This window comes from Serratia sp. TSO36 (assembly GCF_057808395.1).
Genome location: NZ_JBJZOU010000009.1, coordinates 1 through 17,001 on the forward strand (window position 1 = coordinate 1; position 17,001 = coordinate 17,001).

At 61.2% G+C, this 17,001-nt stretch carries 15 protein-coding genes; 8 read left to right on the forward strand and 7 right to left on the reverse strand.

Annotated features, from left to right (window positions below; all coding sequences use genetic code 11):
- On the reverse strand, positions 1–211 hold a 211-nt coding region (locus ACK3CV_RS05345; RefSeq protein ID WP_489009812.1), incomplete at its 3' end, for a helix-turn-helix domain-containing protein.
- An 82-nt stretch (positions 212–293) separates the two neighbouring features.
- Positions 294–1,205 (reverse strand): recombination-associated protein RdgC, encoded by a 912-nt coding sequence (gene rdgC, locus ACK3CV_RS05350; RefSeq protein WP_004940461.1) that lies wholly within the window; start codon positions 1,203–1,205, stop codon positions 294–296.
- Positions 1,206–1,421: 216 nt separating this feature from the next.
- On the opposite strand from rdgC, the gene mak reads away from it, so the two are divergent.
- From mak to ACK3CV_RS05365, 3 genes are all read left to right on the forward strand, one after another.
- Entirely contained in the window at positions 1,422–2,336 is a 915-nt protein-coding gene (gene mak / locus ACK3CV_RS05355) for a fructokinase (protein WP_039567006.1), read from the forward strand.
- Between the two features lie 102 nt (positions 2,337–2,438).
- Positions 2,439–2,672 (forward strand): type II toxin-antitoxin system Phd/YefM family antitoxin, encoded by a 234-nt coding sequence (locus ACK3CV_RS05360; RefSeq protein ID WP_033637280.1) that lies wholly within the window; start codon positions 2,439–2,441, stop codon positions 2,670–2,672.
- Positions 2,669–3,055: a type II toxin-antitoxin system VapC family toxin gene (locus ACK3CV_RS05365; protein ID WP_033637281.1), complete on the forward strand. Its 387-nt coding sequence runs from the start codon at positions 2,669–2,671 to the stop codon at positions 3,053–3,055. Before ACK3CV_RS05360 ends, ACK3CV_RS05365 begins: the two co-directional genes overlap by 4 nt.
- On the opposite strand, the gene licT is transcribed toward ACK3CV_RS05365, so the two are convergent.
- The 3 genes from licT to sbcD form a co-directional block, all read right to left on the reverse strand.
- Complete coding sequence (gene licT / locus ACK3CV_RS05370; protein ID WP_033637282.1) at positions 3,052–3,900, reverse strand: BglG family transcription antiterminator LicT; 849 nt, start codon at positions 3,898–3,900, stop codon at positions 3,052–3,054. The genes ACK3CV_RS05365 and licT overlap by 4 nt on opposite strands.
- Before the next feature lie 231 nt (positions 3,901–4,131).
- A complete protein-coding gene (sbcC, locus tag ACK3CV_RS05375) occupies positions 4,132–7,383 on the reverse strand; it encodes an exonuclease subunit SbcC (RefSeq protein ID WP_164141186.1) in 3,252 nt (1,083 codons plus the stop codon).
- Positions 7,380–8,612 (reverse strand): exonuclease subunit SbcD, encoded by a 1,233-nt coding sequence (gene sbcD / locus ACK3CV_RS05380; protein ID WP_164141184.1) that lies wholly within the window; start codon positions 8,610–8,612, stop codon positions 7,380–7,382. Before sbcD ends, sbcC begins: the two co-directional genes overlap by 4 nt.
- 215 nt (positions 8,613–8,827) lie before the next feature.
- Here sbcD and phoB point away from each other — a divergent pair, with 215 nt between their 5' ends.
- The 5 genes from phoB to proY all read left to right on the forward strand — a co-directional run bounded on the left by phoB (position 8,828) and on the right by proY (position 15,116).
- Positions 8,828–9,517, forward strand: a complete 690-nt coding sequence (phoB, locus tag ACK3CV_RS05385) for a phosphate response regulator transcription factor PhoB (RefSeq protein WP_004940438.1) — start codon at positions 8,828–8,830, stop codon at positions 9,515–9,517.
- A 24-nt stretch (positions 9,518–9,541) separates the two neighbouring features.
- Positions 9,542–10,858, forward strand: a complete 1,317-nt coding sequence (gene phoR / locus ACK3CV_RS05390; RefSeq protein ID WP_164141182.1) for a phosphate regulon sensor histidine kinase PhoR — start codon at positions 9,542–9,544, stop codon at positions 10,856–10,858.
- Between the two features lie 14 nt (positions 10,859–10,872).
- Positions 10,873–11,835 carry a PstS family phosphate ABC transporter substrate-binding protein gene (locus tag ACK3CV_RS05395; protein WP_033637287.1) on the forward strand — a complete coding sequence of 321 codons (963 nt, stop codon included), beginning with the start codon at positions 10,873–10,875 and terminating at the stop codon, positions 11,833–11,835.
- Positions 11,836–12,319: 484 nt separating this feature from the next.
- Entirely contained in the window at positions 12,320–13,636 is a 1,317-nt protein-coding gene (gene brnQ / locus ACK3CV_RS05400) for a branched-chain amino acid transport system II carrier protein (RefSeq protein WP_164141180.1), read from the forward strand.
- Positions 13,637–13,709: 73 nt separating this feature from the next.
- The gene (gene proY, locus ACK3CV_RS05405; RefSeq protein WP_019454218.1) at positions 13,710–15,116 is read left to right on the forward strand and encodes a proline-specific permease ProY; all 1,407 of its coding nucleotides are present in this window, start codon (positions 13,710–13,712) and stop codon (positions 15,114–15,116) included.
- 32 nt (positions 15,117–15,148) lie between these two features.
- Here proY and ACK3CV_RS05410 read toward each other — a convergent pair whose 3' ends face one another.
- Both ACK3CV_RS05410 and ACK3CV_RS05415 read right to left on the reverse strand, forming a co-directional pair.
- On the reverse strand, positions 15,149–15,412 hold the full coding sequence (locus ACK3CV_RS05410; RefSeq protein WP_164038833.1) for a hypothetical protein: 264 nt from the start codon (positions 15,410–15,412) through the stop codon (positions 15,149–15,151).
- A gap of 132 nt (positions 15,413–15,544) precedes the next feature.
- Complete coding sequence (locus ACK3CV_RS05415) at positions 15,545–16,801, reverse strand: mechanosensitive ion channel family protein (protein ID WP_033637290.1); 1,257 nt, start codon at positions 16,799–16,801, stop codon at positions 15,545–15,547.
- Positions 16,802–17,001 lie beyond the last annotated feature (200 nt).

The following is a 17,001-nucleotide window of genomic DNA, read 5'->3' on the forward strand; positions in this document are numbered from 1 at the left end:
CAAACTCGACGGCGGCAAGCTTGAACTCTGGCGTGTAGCGTCGCCGACGTCCGGGTTGCAGACCCGACTCGCCATGGTGTCGATAGGCGGCAATCCAGCGCCGCAACTGGACATGAGCGACGGAGAACTTTCTGGCGGTTTGCCGCTGGCTGCCAAGCCCGGCAAGGTAATGCCGGACGGCACTGAGTTTGTCTTGCAGCGAAAACTTCATAGAACTGCACCTCCAAATGTCAGATGTGTCCAACATTTGGGGTGCAGTTCAATGCTGGGCCCTGGTCGTTTCTGCGGCGGGATTAACGCTGGGCTTCGCCGCCGAGCGCTTCGATGGTGTTTTTGATCAACGCCGCCAGCTCGCTGGTCATCAGGATAAAGTCGGCGTCAAAGCGCTGGGCGAAGTCATCGCGATCGATATCGTCGTTCTGTTCGCGCAGCGTGTCGGCGAATTTCAGGCGCTTGAGCGAGCCGTCGTCCGACAGCATCAGCTGAATGCGCTCCTGCCAATCTACCGCCAGCTTGGTCACCAGCTTGCCGGCTTCGATATGCACCGCGATTTCGTCGCTGATCAGATTCTGTTTCTTGCAGCGGATCACGCCGCCTTCTTCCAGAATCGCTTTCAGTTCCGCTTCATCCTGAATGGCGAAACCAGCCGGCATCTCGCCGGAACGCACCCATTCGGTCAGCGTCAGTTCGATCGGGCTTTCCATGGTCAGCGGCACCACCGGCAGCGAGCCGAGGCTTTTGCGCAGCAGCGCCAGCGTATCTTCGGCGCGTTTGGCGCTGGCGGCATCGACCATGATCAGATCGTTGACGGTGTCGATCCACATGAAGGTCTGGTTGAAGCGGCTGAAGGCGCGCGGCAGCAGGCTGTGCAGCACTTCGTCCTTCAGCGCGTCTTTCTCGGTTTTCTTCAGTTTGCGATGTTGTTCCGCCTCCAGGCGCTCAATTTTGGCCTGCAGCTCTTGCTTGATGACCGGCGACGGCAGGATTTTCTCTTCCTTGCGCGCGCAGATGACGATTTGGCCGTTGACCGCGTGCGTCAGCGCATCGCTGTGCGAGCCCATCGGGGAGACCCAGCCGGTCTTGGCCATGTCCTGGCTGCCGCACGGCGTGAAGGCGAACGCGCTGAGTTGTTTTTCCATTTCATCCGCGTTTAACGCCACTTCGCGGCTCAAACGGTAAACCATCAAATTCTTAAACCACAGCATAATGTTATCCCTGGCTGGGCGTGCGCTCGGCACGCTGATTCGTCAAAAGCAGGGCGGCATGATAACGAATTGACGCTGAAAAATCGCCCCATTCTCTCCGAATTGCGTCGCCGACCGCAGCGGAAAAGGCCGGGCGGGGGAGAGGGAAACAGGTGATTCATCCGCGTACTTACATTAGGCTGTGGCAACGCTGCGCGGCATCGAGGAGAAAAATACATGCGCATTGGCATCGATTTGGGCGGGACAAAAATTGAAGTGATTGCGTTGGCGGACGACGGCCGGGAGCTGTTTCGCCATCGCATCGCCACGCCGCGCCATGACTATGGGCAAACCCTGGCGGCGATCGCCGGGCTGGTGAAACTGGCGGAAGATCATACCGGCGAGCGGGGATCGGTCGGGATCGGCATTCCCGGCACGCTGTCGCCGTTTACCGGGCGGGTGAAAAACGCCAACTCGGTATGGCTCAACGGCCAACCGCTGGACAAGGATCTCTCGGCGCTGTTGGCGCGCGAGGTGCGTATCGCCAACGACGCCAACTGCCTGGCGGTGTCGGAAGCCACCGACGGCGCAGGCGCCGGCGCGCAAACCGTGTTTGCGGTCATTGTCGGCACCGGCTGCGGCGCCGGCGTGGCGCTGAATGGGCAGGCGCATTCCGGCGGCAACGGCATCGCCGGCGAGTGGGGCCACAATCCGCTGCCGTGGCAGGATGACGATGAGCTGCGCTACGCCCGCGAAGTGCCGTGCTACTGCGGCAAACCGGGCTGCATCGAAACCTTTATTTCCGGTACCGGTTTCGCCACCGACTATGCGCGCCTGGGCGGCAACGCGCTGCAAGGGCACGAGATCGTGGCGCTGAGCGAGCGGGGCGATGCGCTGGCGGAGCAGGCGATCGTGCGCTACGAAATGCGGCTGGCGAAAGCGTTGGCGCACGTGATCAACATTCTGGATCCGGACGTGGTGGTGCTCGGCGGCGGCATGAGCAACGTGGATCGCCTGTACCGCACGGTGCCGCAGCGGGTGAAAGATTGGGTGTTCGGCGGCGAGTGTGAAACGCCGATCCGCAAGGCGGTGCACGGCGACTCCAGCGGCGTACGCGGCGCGGCCTGGTTATGGCCGCAACAGCAGCGCTAAGCGTTGCAGCAAAGCGCGAGGCTGCTCGCGCTTTAAACCATTCCCTGTACAAAAACTGGACGGCGCTTTATGCTTTAGCTAACTTAGCTAAGGAGGACGCGTATGCCGATTCAGGCCAATATGCACGAAGCCAAATCCAATCTGAGCCAGCTGGCGGACAGAGCCGCGGAGGGAGAAACCGTGATTATTGCAAAAGCAGGGAAGCCGTACGTACAACTGGTCGCCATCCAGGGCGAAGCGCGCCGGCCCGGCGCCGCCAAGGGCAAGTTTACCGTGCCGGCGGATTTCAACGCGGGGGATGCGGCCATTGCGGCGCTGTTTGAGGGCGATGCATGAAGCGCCTGCTGCTGGATACCCACGCGTTGCTGTGGTGGCTGATTGATGACGCCTGCCTGGGCGCGAACGCCAAAAGGCAGATCGCCGATCCGGGCAATGCGGTGTACGTCAGCGCGGCCAGCATTTGGGAGATCTCGATCAAGCAGGCGCTGGGCAAGCTGGCGCTGCCGGAAGACATCTTTGCGATCATCGAGGCCGAAGATTTTCTGGCGCTGCCGATGGACGCCTTTCATTGCCAACAGGCCGGGCAGTTGCCGCCCTATCATCAGGATCCTTTCGATCGCATGCTGATCGCACAGGCGCAGGCCGAGGGGCTGACGCTGATCTCCGCCGACGCGGTGTTTCCGCAGTACGGCGTGCGGGTGGCGGACGCCCGCCGTTAAGCCGGTTTTTCCTCGCTTTCGCTGCGCACCCGTTCGATATGAATGGTCAGGAACATCATCTCTTCCGTGGTGAGCTGATGCTGATAGTGCTTTTCGATGTGGCGGTTGATTTTGCCGGCGCAGGCGAATGACTCACGGTATTTCTCTTTCACCACCTGATACAGCGAGTCGTCGTCGCTGTCGACGTAGTTTTTCCCCAGCAGGCGCTGGGCGAAGAATTTCAAATGGGTGACGAAACGGTGGTAGCTCAGGGCTTCCTCGTTGTAATCAAAGCGAAAGTGGTATTTGACCAGGTTGAGGATCTCTTGCATCACGCGGGTGATGTGCAGCGTGTTGTGCATCTCGTCGTTAAGCTGGGCGTTGACCAGGTGCAGGGCGATAAATCCGGCCTCGTCTTCCGGCAGCGCGGTATTCAGCCGCTCGGCGATCAAAGCCAGCGCCTCCAGCCCGACGGCGAACTCGGCCTGATAGAGCTTTTTAATCTCCCACAGCAACGCATTTTTGATATCCAGCCCTTGCGCGTGGCGCTGCAGGGCGAAATGGATGTGGTCGGTCAGCGTGATGTAGACGATGTTATGCAACTTGCCCGGTAGCCGTTCGCGGGCGAGGGTAATAATCCGGTCGGCGGTGGTGACGCAGGCCAGCGGGATCTCGGAGAGCAGCTCTTTATAGCGCTCGGCGATTTCACCGCCGTTATGGGTGAACACCTTTTCGATCAGGCTTTCGTCCAGCGTGTCGCCGGGCTTCTTTTTAAAGCCGATTCCTTTTCCCATTACCACCGTCTCTTCCTGACGGTCGTCCAGCGTAATCACCACGTTATTATTGAGTATTTTAGCGATTTTCATGGTCTTTCCCGGTGTTTCAGCATCCTGAAAACGAAAAAACCTGACGCCCGGGAGCGATCCCGGGCGCCAGGTTTTGCCTGTATTTTATGTTTCTGTCCTGCGGCCTGAGCGGCGGAGGGGATACAGTAACAATCCTGTTATGTCTGCATAATAACCCGTGCTCGCCGCGGCTCAACGCTTTTCACCGCGGAGTGCCGCCGCGGTCACACTTCTGCGCCGCGCACGGCGGGATCATTCCAGCCTGAAGTGCGCCTCCAGCCGGCTGACGCCGAGTCCGTTGACCTTTTTCACCTTTATCTGCACCGGAATACGCTCTTTCATCGCCTCTACGTGGCTGATCACGCCAATGGTTTTGCCGGAGGCATTCAGGCTGTCCAGCGCGTCCAGCGCGGTATCGAGGGTTTCGGCGTCCAGCGTGCCGAAGCCTTCGTCGAGGAACAGCGAGTCGATGCTGGTTTTGTGGCTGACCAGATCGGACAACGCCAGCGCCAGCGCCAGGCTGACCAGGAAGCTCTCGCCGCCGGACAGGGTGCGGGTATCGCGCAGCGCGTCGGCCTGCCAGGTGTCCACCACCTGCAGCTCCAGCGCGTCGCTGGTTTTGCGCTGCAGTAGGTAGCGCCCGTGCAGCCGGCCGAGCTGAAGGTTGGCCAGATAAACCAGATGATCGAGCGTCAGCCCCTGAGCGAAGCGGCGGAACTTGTCGCCTTCTTTCGAGCCGATCAGCTGGTTGAGGTAGCTCCAGTCGTCGTAGTCTTGCTGGCTGCGGGCGATTTGCTCGAACAACGCCTGTTGATTGAGACGGCGGGCGGCATCGCTTTCCAGCTGGTTGCGCAGTTCACCCTGGCGCAGCTGCAACGTTTTCAACTGCTGTGCCAGCTCGGCCAGCGATTGCGTGAGTGCGTCGAGATCCGCGTTGGCTTCATCCACCCCTTCCGGGCGGCTTTGCCGATGCTGCTCCAGCGTTTGCGTCGCCTGCGTCAGCAGGGCGGCGGCCTCCACCTGCCGCTGTTGCAGTTGCTCTTTGCGCTGCTGCAATTCGCGGCGCAGGGCGTCGTCCAGCAGCGCGGCGGCGAAGGCGGTTTCATCGGCGAATTCGCTGTCGGCCAGCGCCTGCTGCCACTGCTGCTGCGCCTGCTGCAGCCGTTCCTGCATTTGGGTATGCTGTTGTTGCAATCCGGCTTGCTGGCCGGCCAGGCGCTCGCGCAGTTCCTGCGCTTTTTGCCACTGCTCGGCGGCCTGCAAGCAGGCCTGCTCACAGGCGGTTTGTTTGGCGCGCAACTGTTCGCGCACCTCGGCGACCTGCTGTTCGCCGAACAGCGCCAGCCGCTGCGCGCGCCGTTCGGCGAGGGTCTTCTCGCCTTCTTGCCAGCGTTGTTGCAGGTCTTGCTGCTGTTGCAGGCTGTCGGCATGGGTTTTCTGCAGCAGCGTAAAGCGCTCTTCGAGCAGCGCCAGCCGTTGCTGCGCCTGCTGCTGCTGCGTTTGCAGAGCGGCGAGCGCGTCTTTTGCCTGCTGTACCGCCTGCGCCGCCTGTTCATGCTGCTGCAGCGCGTGTTGCCCGCGCCGCTCTTCATCGTCGCAGCCGCTCAGCCAGGCGCTGAGTTGGTCGCCCTCCGCCAGCGTAAAGTCGAATGCCAGCGGCGCGCTGAGCTGCTGCCACTGCTGCTGTTGGGCAGCCAACAGCTGCTCATCCTGCGCGATAGCCTGCTGTTGGCGTTGCAATTGCTGTTGCAGGTTGTCGTAACGGGCTCGCAGCTCGACGCCTTGTTTTTGCAATGCTTCGGTCTGGACTTTCATTTGCTCCAGACGTTGCGCAGTTTCTGACAGTTTTACCTCTTGGTATTGTTCTACCGCCGGGTGATCGCATGAGCCGCACAGCGGGCAGGGGGCGCCGGGTTGCAAACGGGCGCGCTCGGCTTCCAGGCCCACGATCCGTTGTTCCAGCGCATAGGTTTTTTCAACATCGGCCTGGTGGGCTTTCTGCTGCTTAAATTGCTGACGGACGAGTTCTAACTGTGGCTCCAACTGGGTCAGTTCATTTTGACCGATGTTTAGCTCTTGCCGCTGCTGTTCCAGCCGTTTAACAACTTGTTGCGATAAAGAGGCGAGAGTAAATAACTGCTGGCGCGTCGGGCGCAGATCCGCCAGGGCGCTCAGGCGCTGGCGCAGCGGGGCCAGCGGCGTTTGCGCCGCCAGCGCCTGCTGCTGTTGCTGCTGAACGGCCAGCGCTTCGGTCAGCGCGTTCAACCGCTGCTGATGCTGTGCGGCCTGCGCCGTCAGCTGGCTGCGCTCGGCGGTGAGCTGCTCCAGCGTGGTTTGCTGTTTGGCACACTGCTGCGCGGCGGCATCGCCGGCCTGTCGCCGCTCGGCCTGCGTCGACTGCAGTTGGGCTATCTGATGGTCGAGCGGGGCGACCTGGTCATCGATCAGCTGTTGCTGCTGCCGCATATGCTCGGCATGGGCTTGCTGCGCCAGACGGGCCTTTTCCACCGCCTGCTGCAGCGGCGCCAGCTGCGCCGAGTGTTGTTCCTGTTGCTGCGTCAGCTGGGCTGCCTGCTGTTGTATCGTCTGCAGCTCGGCGCGGCAGCGATCGCGTTCGCCGCGCAGCGGCCGCAATTTCTCGGCCGGTTCGCTGAGCGCCAGCCGCTGCAGCTGCGGGGCGGCCTCGGCCTGCTCGCGCTGGGCGGTTTCCAGCCGCCGTTGACCCTCGTTTTGCTGTTGCTGGAGGCGTTGCCATTGCTGCAGCCAGCTCAGCGCCTGTTGCTGTTGCTGGGTTTGCATGCCGAGGGCGCTTTCCTGCGCGCTTAGCGCCGTCAGCTGTTCAGTCAGGGAGTGGCGCTGTTCATCGTTCAGCAGCTCGATGCCGCTGGCGCGCTGGTGCAACCCATCCAGGTCGGTTTTGGCCTGCTTGTGCGATTCGAACACCTGTTCGGACAGCCGTCCGTAGATTTCGGTGCCGGTCAGCTCTTCCAGCAGCTCAGCGCGATCGTTGGCGTCGGCGTTGAGGAACGCGGCGAACTGCCCCTGAGACAGCATCATCGATTTGGTGAAGCGGCCGAAGTCCAGCCCGGTGATGGCGGCGGTGATCTCCAGCTTGTCGCGCACCTTGTCCGCCAGGATCTTGCCGTCCTCGCGGCGCGCCAGTTCCACCTTCGGCGCCTGCAGGTTGCCGTCCGGCGCGTTTTTGGCGCGGCGCTGGCTCCAGAAGGCGCGATAGCCGACGCCCTTGACCTCGAATTCGACCTCCGCCAGCGATTCGGCGGTGTGGCGGGTCATCAGTTCATTCTGGCTCGGCGTGACGTTGAGACGCGGCGTCTGGTGGTACAGCGCCAGGCAGATGGCGTCCAGCAGGGTGGTTTTGCCCGCGCCGGTCGGGCCGGTAATGGCAAACAGGCCGTTGCTGGCGAACGGCTCGGCGGTGAAGTCAATTTTCCACTCGCCCTGCAGCGAGTTGAGGTTTTTTAACCGCAGGCTGAGGATCTTCATGGATTGGTCTCCTCAGGATTGTGCTGCACCGCCTCGACCACCTGGCGGAACAGTTGGTGCATCCGCCGTTGGCGCGCTTCTGGCATGTCGGCCTCCTGCGCCAGGCGCCGTTCGAACACCTCGTTGACGCTCAGTTCGTTGAGCGTTTCCTTATCCTGCTGCGCGATCGCCTGGCGGCGCTGCTCTTTGCTGCGCCGCAGCAGCACCACTTCCACCGGCAGCTCATCCGCCATCAGCTGGATGCGGCGCTGGATATCGCTGAGGTAGTCCTGCGTCGCCACTTCGATATCCAGCCACACCGGCAGCTCGCCGGCATAGTCGGCAAATTGCTGCAGCTGCCGTTCGATCTCGGCCAGATCGCCTTTGATCAGCTGCATGGGCTGGAACTGCGGGATCGTTAACGCTTCTACCTGCTGCAGGGCGCCGTCGGCGAAATCGACCAGGAAGACGCTTTTGGCTTTGCCCAGTTCATCGAAGCTGAGCGGAATCGGTGAGCCGCTATAGCGAATATGATCTGATTTGGCGACGTTCTGCGCGCGGTGAATGTGGCCCAGCGCGATATAGTCGGCGGGCGGGAAGGCCTGCGCCGGGAAGGCGTCGAGGGTGCCGATATAGATGTCGCGCACCGAGTCGGAGGTGGTGACGCCGACGGTGGTCAGGTGGCCGGTGGCGACGATCGGCAGCGGCAGGCCCAGCCGATCGCGGCGTTCGCAGGCCGCCTGATACAGCGCCTGGTAATGTTCGGCGATGGCTTCCTGCAGCGCCTGCTGTTTTTGCGCGCCGGATTCGCCGGCGCGGCTGGTGAGCAGATCGCGCGGCCGCAGAAAAGGAATGGCGCACAGCACCGCGCCCGGCTGGCCGTCGCGCCGGTTCAGCACCACAATCTGCTGTTCGGGGGCGCTTTGCGCGCTCGCGATCACCGTGGTGTTCAGGCAGGAGAGCAGCTCACGCGATTCGTTCAGCGTCGCCACCGAGTCGTGGTTGCCGCCCAGCACCACCAGCTGACAGCCGGTGCGCTGCAGCTCCACCACGAAGCGGTTGTACAGCTCGCGGGCGTAGCTGGGCGGCGAGCCGGTATCGAACAGATCCCCGGCGACGATCAGCGCATCCACCTGCTGCTGCTCAATCTGCTCGATCAGCCAGTTCAGAAAAGCCTGGTGCTCGGCGGCGCGGCTTTTGGTGAAAAAGTACTGGCCAAGGTGCCAGTCAGAGGTGTGGATCAGGCGCATGACATTCCCGGATGCAAAGGTAATGGCGATGATTATAAAGGCCGCGGCGGCGGCTGTCCCGGCGCAATGATGATGACAACCGGATGATTTTTCTTTGCGGCGGGAAATAATCGCTATGCTTACTGCCTATAACAGCCGCTTTTTTTCATAAAAGTGTCACAAAACTGACGCATAATGGCGCCCGCAAAGTCGCTAACACATTGGCAGGATTGACGATGGCAAGACGCATACTGGTGGTGGAAGACGAAGCGCCGATCCGTGAGATGGTGTGCTTTGTGTTGGAACAGAATGGTTACCAACCGTTGGAAGCCGAGGATTATGACAGCGCCGTGACGCGCCTGTCTGAGCCGTTCCCTGATTTGGTGTTGCTCGACTGGATGTTGCCCGGCGGTTCCGGCATTCAGTTTATCAAACATATGAAGCGCGAAGCGCTGACCCGCGATATCCCGGTGATGATGCTGACCGCGCGCGGCGAAGAAGAAGACCGGGTGCGCGGCCTGGAAGTGGGGGCGGATGATTACATCACCAAGCCGTTCTCGCCCAAGGAGCTGGTGGCGCGCATCAAAGCGGTCATGCGCCGCATTTCACCGATGGCGGTGGAAGAAGTGATTGAAATGCAAGGGCTGAGCCTGGATCCGTCCTCCCACCGCGTGATGGCGAACGATCAGGCGCTGGATATGGGGCCGACCGAGTTCAAGCTGCTGCACTTCTTTATGACCCACCCGGAGCGGGTTTATAGCCGTGAGCAGTTGCTTAATCACGTCTGGGGCACTAACGTTTATGTGGAAGACCGTACCGTTGACGTGCATATCCGTCGGCTCCGCAAGGCGTTAGAAACCAGTGGGCATGATAAAATGGTTCAAACCGTTCGGGGCACCGGCTACCGGTTCTCAACGCGCTACTGATCGCGCTGCGCTGGAGAATATGCCGTGTTAGAACGTCTGTCGTGGAAGAGGCTGGCTCTGGAGCTGGCTCTTTTCTGTTTGCCCGCCTTACTGCTGGGGCTGATTTTCGGTTATCTGCCCTGGTTCCTGCTGGCCTCCGCGCTGGCCGCGCTGGTGTGGAATTTCTACAACCAGCTCAAACTCTCCCATTGGCTGTGGATCGACCGCAGCATGACGCCGCCGCCCGGCCGCTGGAGTTGGGAGCCGTTGTTCTATGGCCTGTATCAGATGCAGCAGCGCAATCGCCGCCGCCGGCGCGAGCTGGCGCTGTTGATCAAGCGCTTTCGCAGCGGGGCCGAATCGCTGCCTGATGCGGTGGTGATGACCACCGTCGAAGGCAACATCTTCTGGTGCAACGGGCTGGCGCAGCATCTGCTCGGCTTCCGCTGGCCGGAAGACAACGGCCAGCACATCCTCAACCTGCTGCGTTATCCGGAATTCAGCCACTATCTGCAACAGCAGGAGTTCTCGCGCCCGCTGACGCTGCAGCTGAACAACGAACACTACGTCGAATTCCGCGTGATGCCCTACTCCGAAGGGCAGTTGCTGATGGTGGCGCGCGACGTCACCCAGATGCGCCAGCTGGAGGGGGCGCGGCGCAACTTCTTCGCCAACGTCAGCCATGAGCTGCGCACGCCGCTGACGGTGCTGCAGGGCTATCTGGAGATGATGGGCGACGAAGAGCAGGACGGTTCGCTGCGCAGCAAGGCGCTCGGCACCATGCAGGAGCAGACCCGCCGGATGGACGGGCTGGTCAAGCAGCTGCTGACGCTGTCGCGCATCGAGGCGGCGCCCAATGTCGACATGAACGAGCGGGTGGATATCCCGCTGATGCTGCGGGTGTTGCAGCGCGAGGCGCAATCGCTGAGCGGCGACAATCACGAGATCACTTTCCGGGTGAACGAACAGCTCAACGTGTTCGGCAATGAAGACCAGTTGCGCAGCGCGGTGTCTAACCTGGTGTACAACGCGGTCAACCACACGCCGAAGGGCACCCATATCGAAGTGAGCTGGCAGCAGACGGCGCACGGCGCGCAGTTCCAGGTCAGCGACAACGGACCGGGCATTGCCGCCGAACACCTGCCGCGCCTGACCGAGCGTTTTTACCGCGTCGACAAGGCCCGTTCGCGCCAGACCGGCGGCAGCGGGCTGGGGCTGGCGATCGTCAAGCATGCGCTCAGCCATCACGACGCGCGGCTGGAGATCCTCAGCGAGCCGGGGATCGGCACCCGCTTTATCTTTACCTTACCCAACCGGTTGATTGTTCCCGCCGCTTTATCAGAGAATGCGGTGAAAAATTAACGCGAGACACCGGTATGACCCGAATAACCCGAGGGCTGTTGCTTTGCCTGGCGTTGCTGGCCGGACGCGGCGCGCTGGCGCAGCCCGACGGCATGCTGGCGGGCAACCTGTCCAGCGTCGGTTCCGATACTTTGGCGAATCTGATGGCGCTGTGGGCGCAGGATTTCAGCCGGCATTATCCCAACGTTAACCTGCAGATCCAGGCCGCCGGCTCGTCGACCGCGCCGACCGCGTTGGCGGCGGGCGCCGCGCAGCTGGGCCCGATGAGCCGGCCGATGAAGGCGGCCGAGGTTTCGGCGTTCGAACATCGTTACGGCTATGCGCCGCTGGCGGTGCCGGTGGCGGTGGATGCGCTGGTGGTGTTGGTGCATCAGGACAACCCGCTGCGCGGCCTCAATCTGCAGCAGCTCGATCGCATTTTCTCCGCCACCCGGCGCTGCGGTGAAAGCAAACCGCTGACGCGTTGGGGCGAGCTGGGGCTGAGTGGCGACTGGGCGACGCGCTCGCTGCAGCGCTTCGGCCGCAACTCGGCGTCCGGCACCTACGGCTATTTCAAACTGCGCGCGCTGTGCGGCGGCGATTTTATGCCGCGCGTCAATGAGCTGCCCGGTTCGGCTTCGGTGGTGCAGGCGGTGGCCGGTTCGCTCAACGGCATCGGCTACGCCAGCATCGGTTTTCGCGCCAGCGGCGTGCGGCTGCTGCCGTTGGCGGAATCGGGAGAGGACTATGTCGCGCCTACCGCCGCCAACGTGCGCAACGATCGCTACCCGCTGTCGCGCTATCTCTATATCTACATCAACAAAGCCCCCAATCAACCGCTGGAGCCGCTGACCGCCGCGTTCCTCGATCGCGTGCTGTCGACCGCAGGGCAGAGCCTGGTCAATCACGACGGCTATCTGCCGCTGCCGCCGGGCGCCCTGCAGAGGACCCGCCAGGCGCTCGGGCTGCAGCCGCTCGCGGCGGCCACGGTGCAATAAGCGACAAAAAGCGGCGTAATTTTCGCCTTTTTTAACGGCCAAACGGAGCTTATACCACGCGAAAACCGGGCATTTATTGGCGTTTTCGCGCGGTAAAGCGGTATATGTTTCACGTTTCGTGAATCCATTGTTCAAAAATGATACAAATCATGTAGTGTATATTTATTGATAGCCAATATGATCGACTGGTGGCTAAAGTTTATATGGTCGATAGCTCTGCTTTTCGCCGTGCGTCTTGCCTTGAAGCGCTATAAACGTTTACCTTAGCCCTCGTTGTCGGATTAAACCTCCATTTTTATAACTCCTAAAATTTTGCCCATCTTCATGAGCGGCCACTTTCGAATAGGGACATAAACGCCGGATCGACTGCGTTTAGGATGCTTATTTGGCGCTGCGACGATCGGGCATGCCGGCAACCGGTGGGGCGTCACGCCACCACGCTATCGGACAATTTTTTTCATTTGAACAGGCAACACGACATCGTATGAGTCATCGTTTAACGTCAAAAGATATCATGGCACTGGGCTTCATGACCTTTGCCTTATTCGTTGGGGCCGGGAACATCATCTTCCCGCCGATGGTCGGCTTGCAGTCCGGTGAACACGTCTGGATCGCGGCGCTGGGCTTCCTGATCACCGCCGTCGGTCTGCCGGTCATCACCGTCATCGCGCTGGCGCGCGTTGGCGGCGGCATCGACGCCCTCAGTTCGCCGATCGGCCGCGGCGCCGGCCTGCTGCTGGCGACCGTCTGCTATCTGGCCGTCGGCCCGCTGTTCGCCACGCCGCGCACCGCCACCGTGTCCTTTGAAGTGGGCATCGCCCCGCTGACCGGCGACGGCGCCATGCCGCTGTTCATCTACAGCCTGGTGTACTTCGCGCTGGTGATCGGCATCTCCCTGTATCCGGGCCGCCTGCTCGACACCGTCGGCCATGTGCTGGCGCCGCTGAAGATCGTGGCGTTGGGCGTACTGGGCATCGCCGCGCTGCTGTGGCCTGCCGGCGCGCCGATTCCGGCGACAGCGGCTTACCAGAGCGTGCCTTTCTCTTCCGGCTTCGTTAACGGCTACCTGACCATGGATACGCTGGGCGCGCTGGTATTCGGCATCGTTATCGTCAACGCGGCGCGCTCGCGCGGCGTGAAAGACGCCGGTCTGTTGACCCGTTACACCATTCTGGCCGGTTTGATCGCCGGCGTGGGCCTGACGCTGGTTTATCTGAGCCTGTTCAAGCTGGGCTCCGGCAGCGGCGCGTTGGTGCCTGATGCCACCAACGGCGCGGTGATCCTGCACGCTTACGTTCAGAACACCTTTGGCGGCCTCGGCAGCTTCTTCCTGGCGGCGCTGATCTTCATCGCCTGTATGGTGACCGCGGTCGGCCTGACCTGCGCCTGCGCCGAGTTCTTCGCGCAATACCTGCCGTTCTCGTACAAGACGCTGGTATTTATCCTAGGCCTGTTCTCGATGGTGGTGTCCAACCTCGGCCTGAGCCACCTGATCCAGATCTCCATTCCGGTGCTGACCGCGATTTACCCGCCGTGCATCGTGCTGGTGGTGCTGAGCTTCACTCTGCGTTGGTGGCACAGCGCGCCGCGCATCATCGCGCCGGTGATGCTTGTCAGCCTGTTGTTTGGTATCCTTGACGCGGTGAAAGCCTCCAGTTTCCAGCAGCTGCTGCCGGCCTGGACCACTCACCTGCCGCTGGCGGAGCAGGGGTTGGCATGGTTGCCGCCTTCGCTGCTGATGCTGGCGCTGGTCGCGATTTATGATCGGGTGTGCACGCGTTCCCAAGTGACCGCGCACTGATAATCCCCCGGCTTAATCCAGGGCCACGGACATGTCCGTGGCTTTTTTACGTTTAAAACTATGGGTCATCTTCATGCAACAACAGTCACCCACCACTGCCCCCGACAATAAGCTGAAACGCGGCCTCAGTACGCGTCATATCCGCTTTATGGCGCTGGGATCGGCCATCGGCACCGGGTTGTTCTACGGCTCGGCGGACGCCATCAAAATGGCCGGCCCGAGCGTGCTGCTGGCTTACCTGATCGGCGGCATCGTGGCCTTTATCATCATGCGCGCCCTGGGGGAGATGTCGGTCAACAACCCGCAGGCCAGCTCGTTTTCCCGCTACGCGCAGGACTACCTCGGCCCGATGGCGGGTTACATCACCGGCTGGACTTACTGCTTTGAAATCCTGATCGTCGCCATCGCCGACGTGACCGCCTTCGGCATCTATATGGGGGTCTGGTTCCCGGAAGTGCCGCACTGGATCTGGGTGCTGAGCGTGGTGCTGATCATCGGCGCCATCAACCTGATGAGCGTCAAGGTGTTCGGCGAGCTGGAGTTTTGGTTCTCGTTCTTCAAGGTCGCCACCATCATCATCATGATCGCGGCCGGCATCGGCATCATCATCTGGGGCATCGGCAACGGCGGGCAACCGACCGGCATTCATAACCTGTGGTCGAACGGCGGCTTCTTCAGCAACGGCTTTATCGGCATGATCCTGTCGCTGCAGCTGGTGATGTTCGCTTACGGCGGCATTGAAATCATCGGCATCACCGCCGGCGAAGCCAAAGATCCGAAAAAATCGATTCCGAAGGCCATCAACTCGGTGCCGTGGCGCATTCTGGTGTTCTACGTCGGCACGCTGTTCGTCATCATGTCTATCTACCCGTGGAACCAGGTGGGCACCAACGGCAGCCCGTTCGTGCTGACCTTCCAGCATATGGGTATCACCGTGGCGGCAGGTATCCTCAACTTCGTGGTGATCACCGCTTCGCTGTCGGCGATCAACAGCGACGTGTTCGGCGTCGGCCGCATGCTGCACGGCATGGCCGAGCAGGGCCATGCGCCGAAGATGTTCAGCAAGGTGTCGAAGCGCGGCATTCCCTGGGTGACGGTGGTGGTGATGATGCTGGCGCTGCTGCTGGCGGTATACCTCAACTACATCATGCCGGAGAGCGTGTTCCTGGTGATCGCGTCCCTGGCGACCTTCGCCACCGTGTGGGTGTGGATCATGATCCTGTTCTCCCAAATCGCCTTCCGCCGCAGCCTGAGCAAAGAACAGGTGAAGCAGCTGGCGTTCCCACTGCGCGGCGGGGTATTCACCTCGGTGGTGGCGATCGTGTTCCTGGTGTTCATCATCGGCCTGATCGGCTACTTCCCGACCACGCGCGTCTCGCTGTACGCCGGCCTGGTCTGGGTGGTATTGCTGCTGGCGGGATACTGGTTCAAGGTCAACCATCAGAAAAAACGCGCGCCGCTGGCGACGCAGCAAGACTAAATGGAAAAGCACCGGCTAAGGCCGGTGTTTTTTTAGCGTTTGTCTTCCACTTCATCCTCCCCGGCGGCGCGCGCTTCGATACGCACGTCGCCGCCGTTAAGGCGTTCCTCCTCTTCCTCGCCGGCACAGCGCGCCAGCACCTCGCGAATGTCCTGCATATTGCTGCTGAGGGCGCTCAGCGAAGGTTGCAGGTTGCGGGGCATGCGGCTTTCGTCCAGCGAAGCGCTGTGCAGGCAGCCGATAAACAGCAGGGTGGCCATCAGGGTAAACAGCCGATGACGTAACCGTTTCAGCAAGGGCTTTCCCTCTCGGTGGTGAAGGTGATGGCGCATTAACGCCGTTTTCGCCGGGGAAAAGAAGGGGATGGAGATATCTGCTGGCAATTGAAAGAACATCATTACCAGCAGACACAGTTACGTCAGCCGACGTCAGGAAGCGTTGGCGTTTTGTAGCAGCATGCCGCGCAGGTCATTGCCGGTTGGCGTTTGATGCACGCGCAGGCCGAACTCGTCGATCACCGCCAGAATATGATCGAAAATATCCGCCTGAATACTTTCATACTCCGCCCAGACCGTGGTGTTGGTGAAGGCGTAGATTTCCAGCGGCAGGCCTTCCGGCGTCGGCGCCAGCTGGCGCACCATCAGCGTCATGTTCTGGTGAATGCGCGGGTGAGCGCGCAGGTAGGCTTCCAGATAGGCGCGCAGCGTGCCGAGGTTGGTCAGGCGGCGGCCGTTGAGCGGCGAAGCCAAATCGATGGCGATCTCCTGATTGTGCCGGCTCAGCTCCTGGGTTTTATCGTTCAGGTAGCTGTGCAGCAGCGGGTTGCGCTGCAGGCGGCGCTGTTCCTCTTCCGACAGGAAGTGCACGCTGCCGGTGTCGATATTCAGGCTGCGCTTGATGCGGCGCCCGCCGGATTCCGACATCGACCGCCAGTTTTTGAACGAGTCGGAGATCAGCGCGTAGGTGGGAATGGTGGTGACGGTGTTGTCCCAGTTACGCACTTTGACCGTGGTCAGGCCGATGTCGGTGACCGCGCCGTCGGCGCCGTATTTCGGCATTTCCAGCCAGTCGCCGATCTTCAGCATATCGTTGGCGGAGAGCTGGATGCCGGCCACCAGGCCGAGGATCGGATCCTTGAACACCAACATCAGGACCGCGGTCATGGCGCCCAGGCCGCTGAGCAGCAGCAGCGGCGATTTGCCCATCAGCAGCGAGACGATCATGATGCCGATCAGGATCGCCGCCACCAGTTTCAGGCCCTGGAAAATGCCGCGCAGCGGCAGCTGATTGGAGATCGGGCTTTGGCGCAGCAGCGCCAGCAGCGTATCCAGCAGCGAGAACAGCGACAGCAGGGTGAAGGCGAGGATCCACACCTGCGCCGCGGTGACGATCACCGCCTGGGTCTGGCTGCCGCTCTGCAGCCACAGCGTCGCCTGGATGCTGATGATCACCCCTTGCAGCAGCAGCGCCACGCGCTGGAACAGTTTGTATTGGGTGATGGCCTGTTGCCAGACGCGCTGCGATTGCTGGCCACGGCGCTGAAGGGCGGCCAGCACCACCCGGTGCAGCACCAGGTGGATCGCGACCGAGATCAGGACAATCAACCCCAATACCATCAACAGCGACATCACTCCGCCGAATTCCAACCCAAATTGTTCCAGCCAGCGCGTTATCTGTTGTTGCATTACCGCTCCTTAAAAAATGCGCAAAAAATATCCTGTAAACTTAAAACGCGTTAGCCTAAGGGGTAACGTGCAGGATTTGTGCCTGTTTACCTTTTTTTACATCGGGTTAGCGTTATTTTTCGGTCTCCGCCCCCCGGCTCATCCCCGGGTTTTGCGGCCAGAGAGGAGGGGGAGTTGCACTTAACGTGGCATTGTTCGCT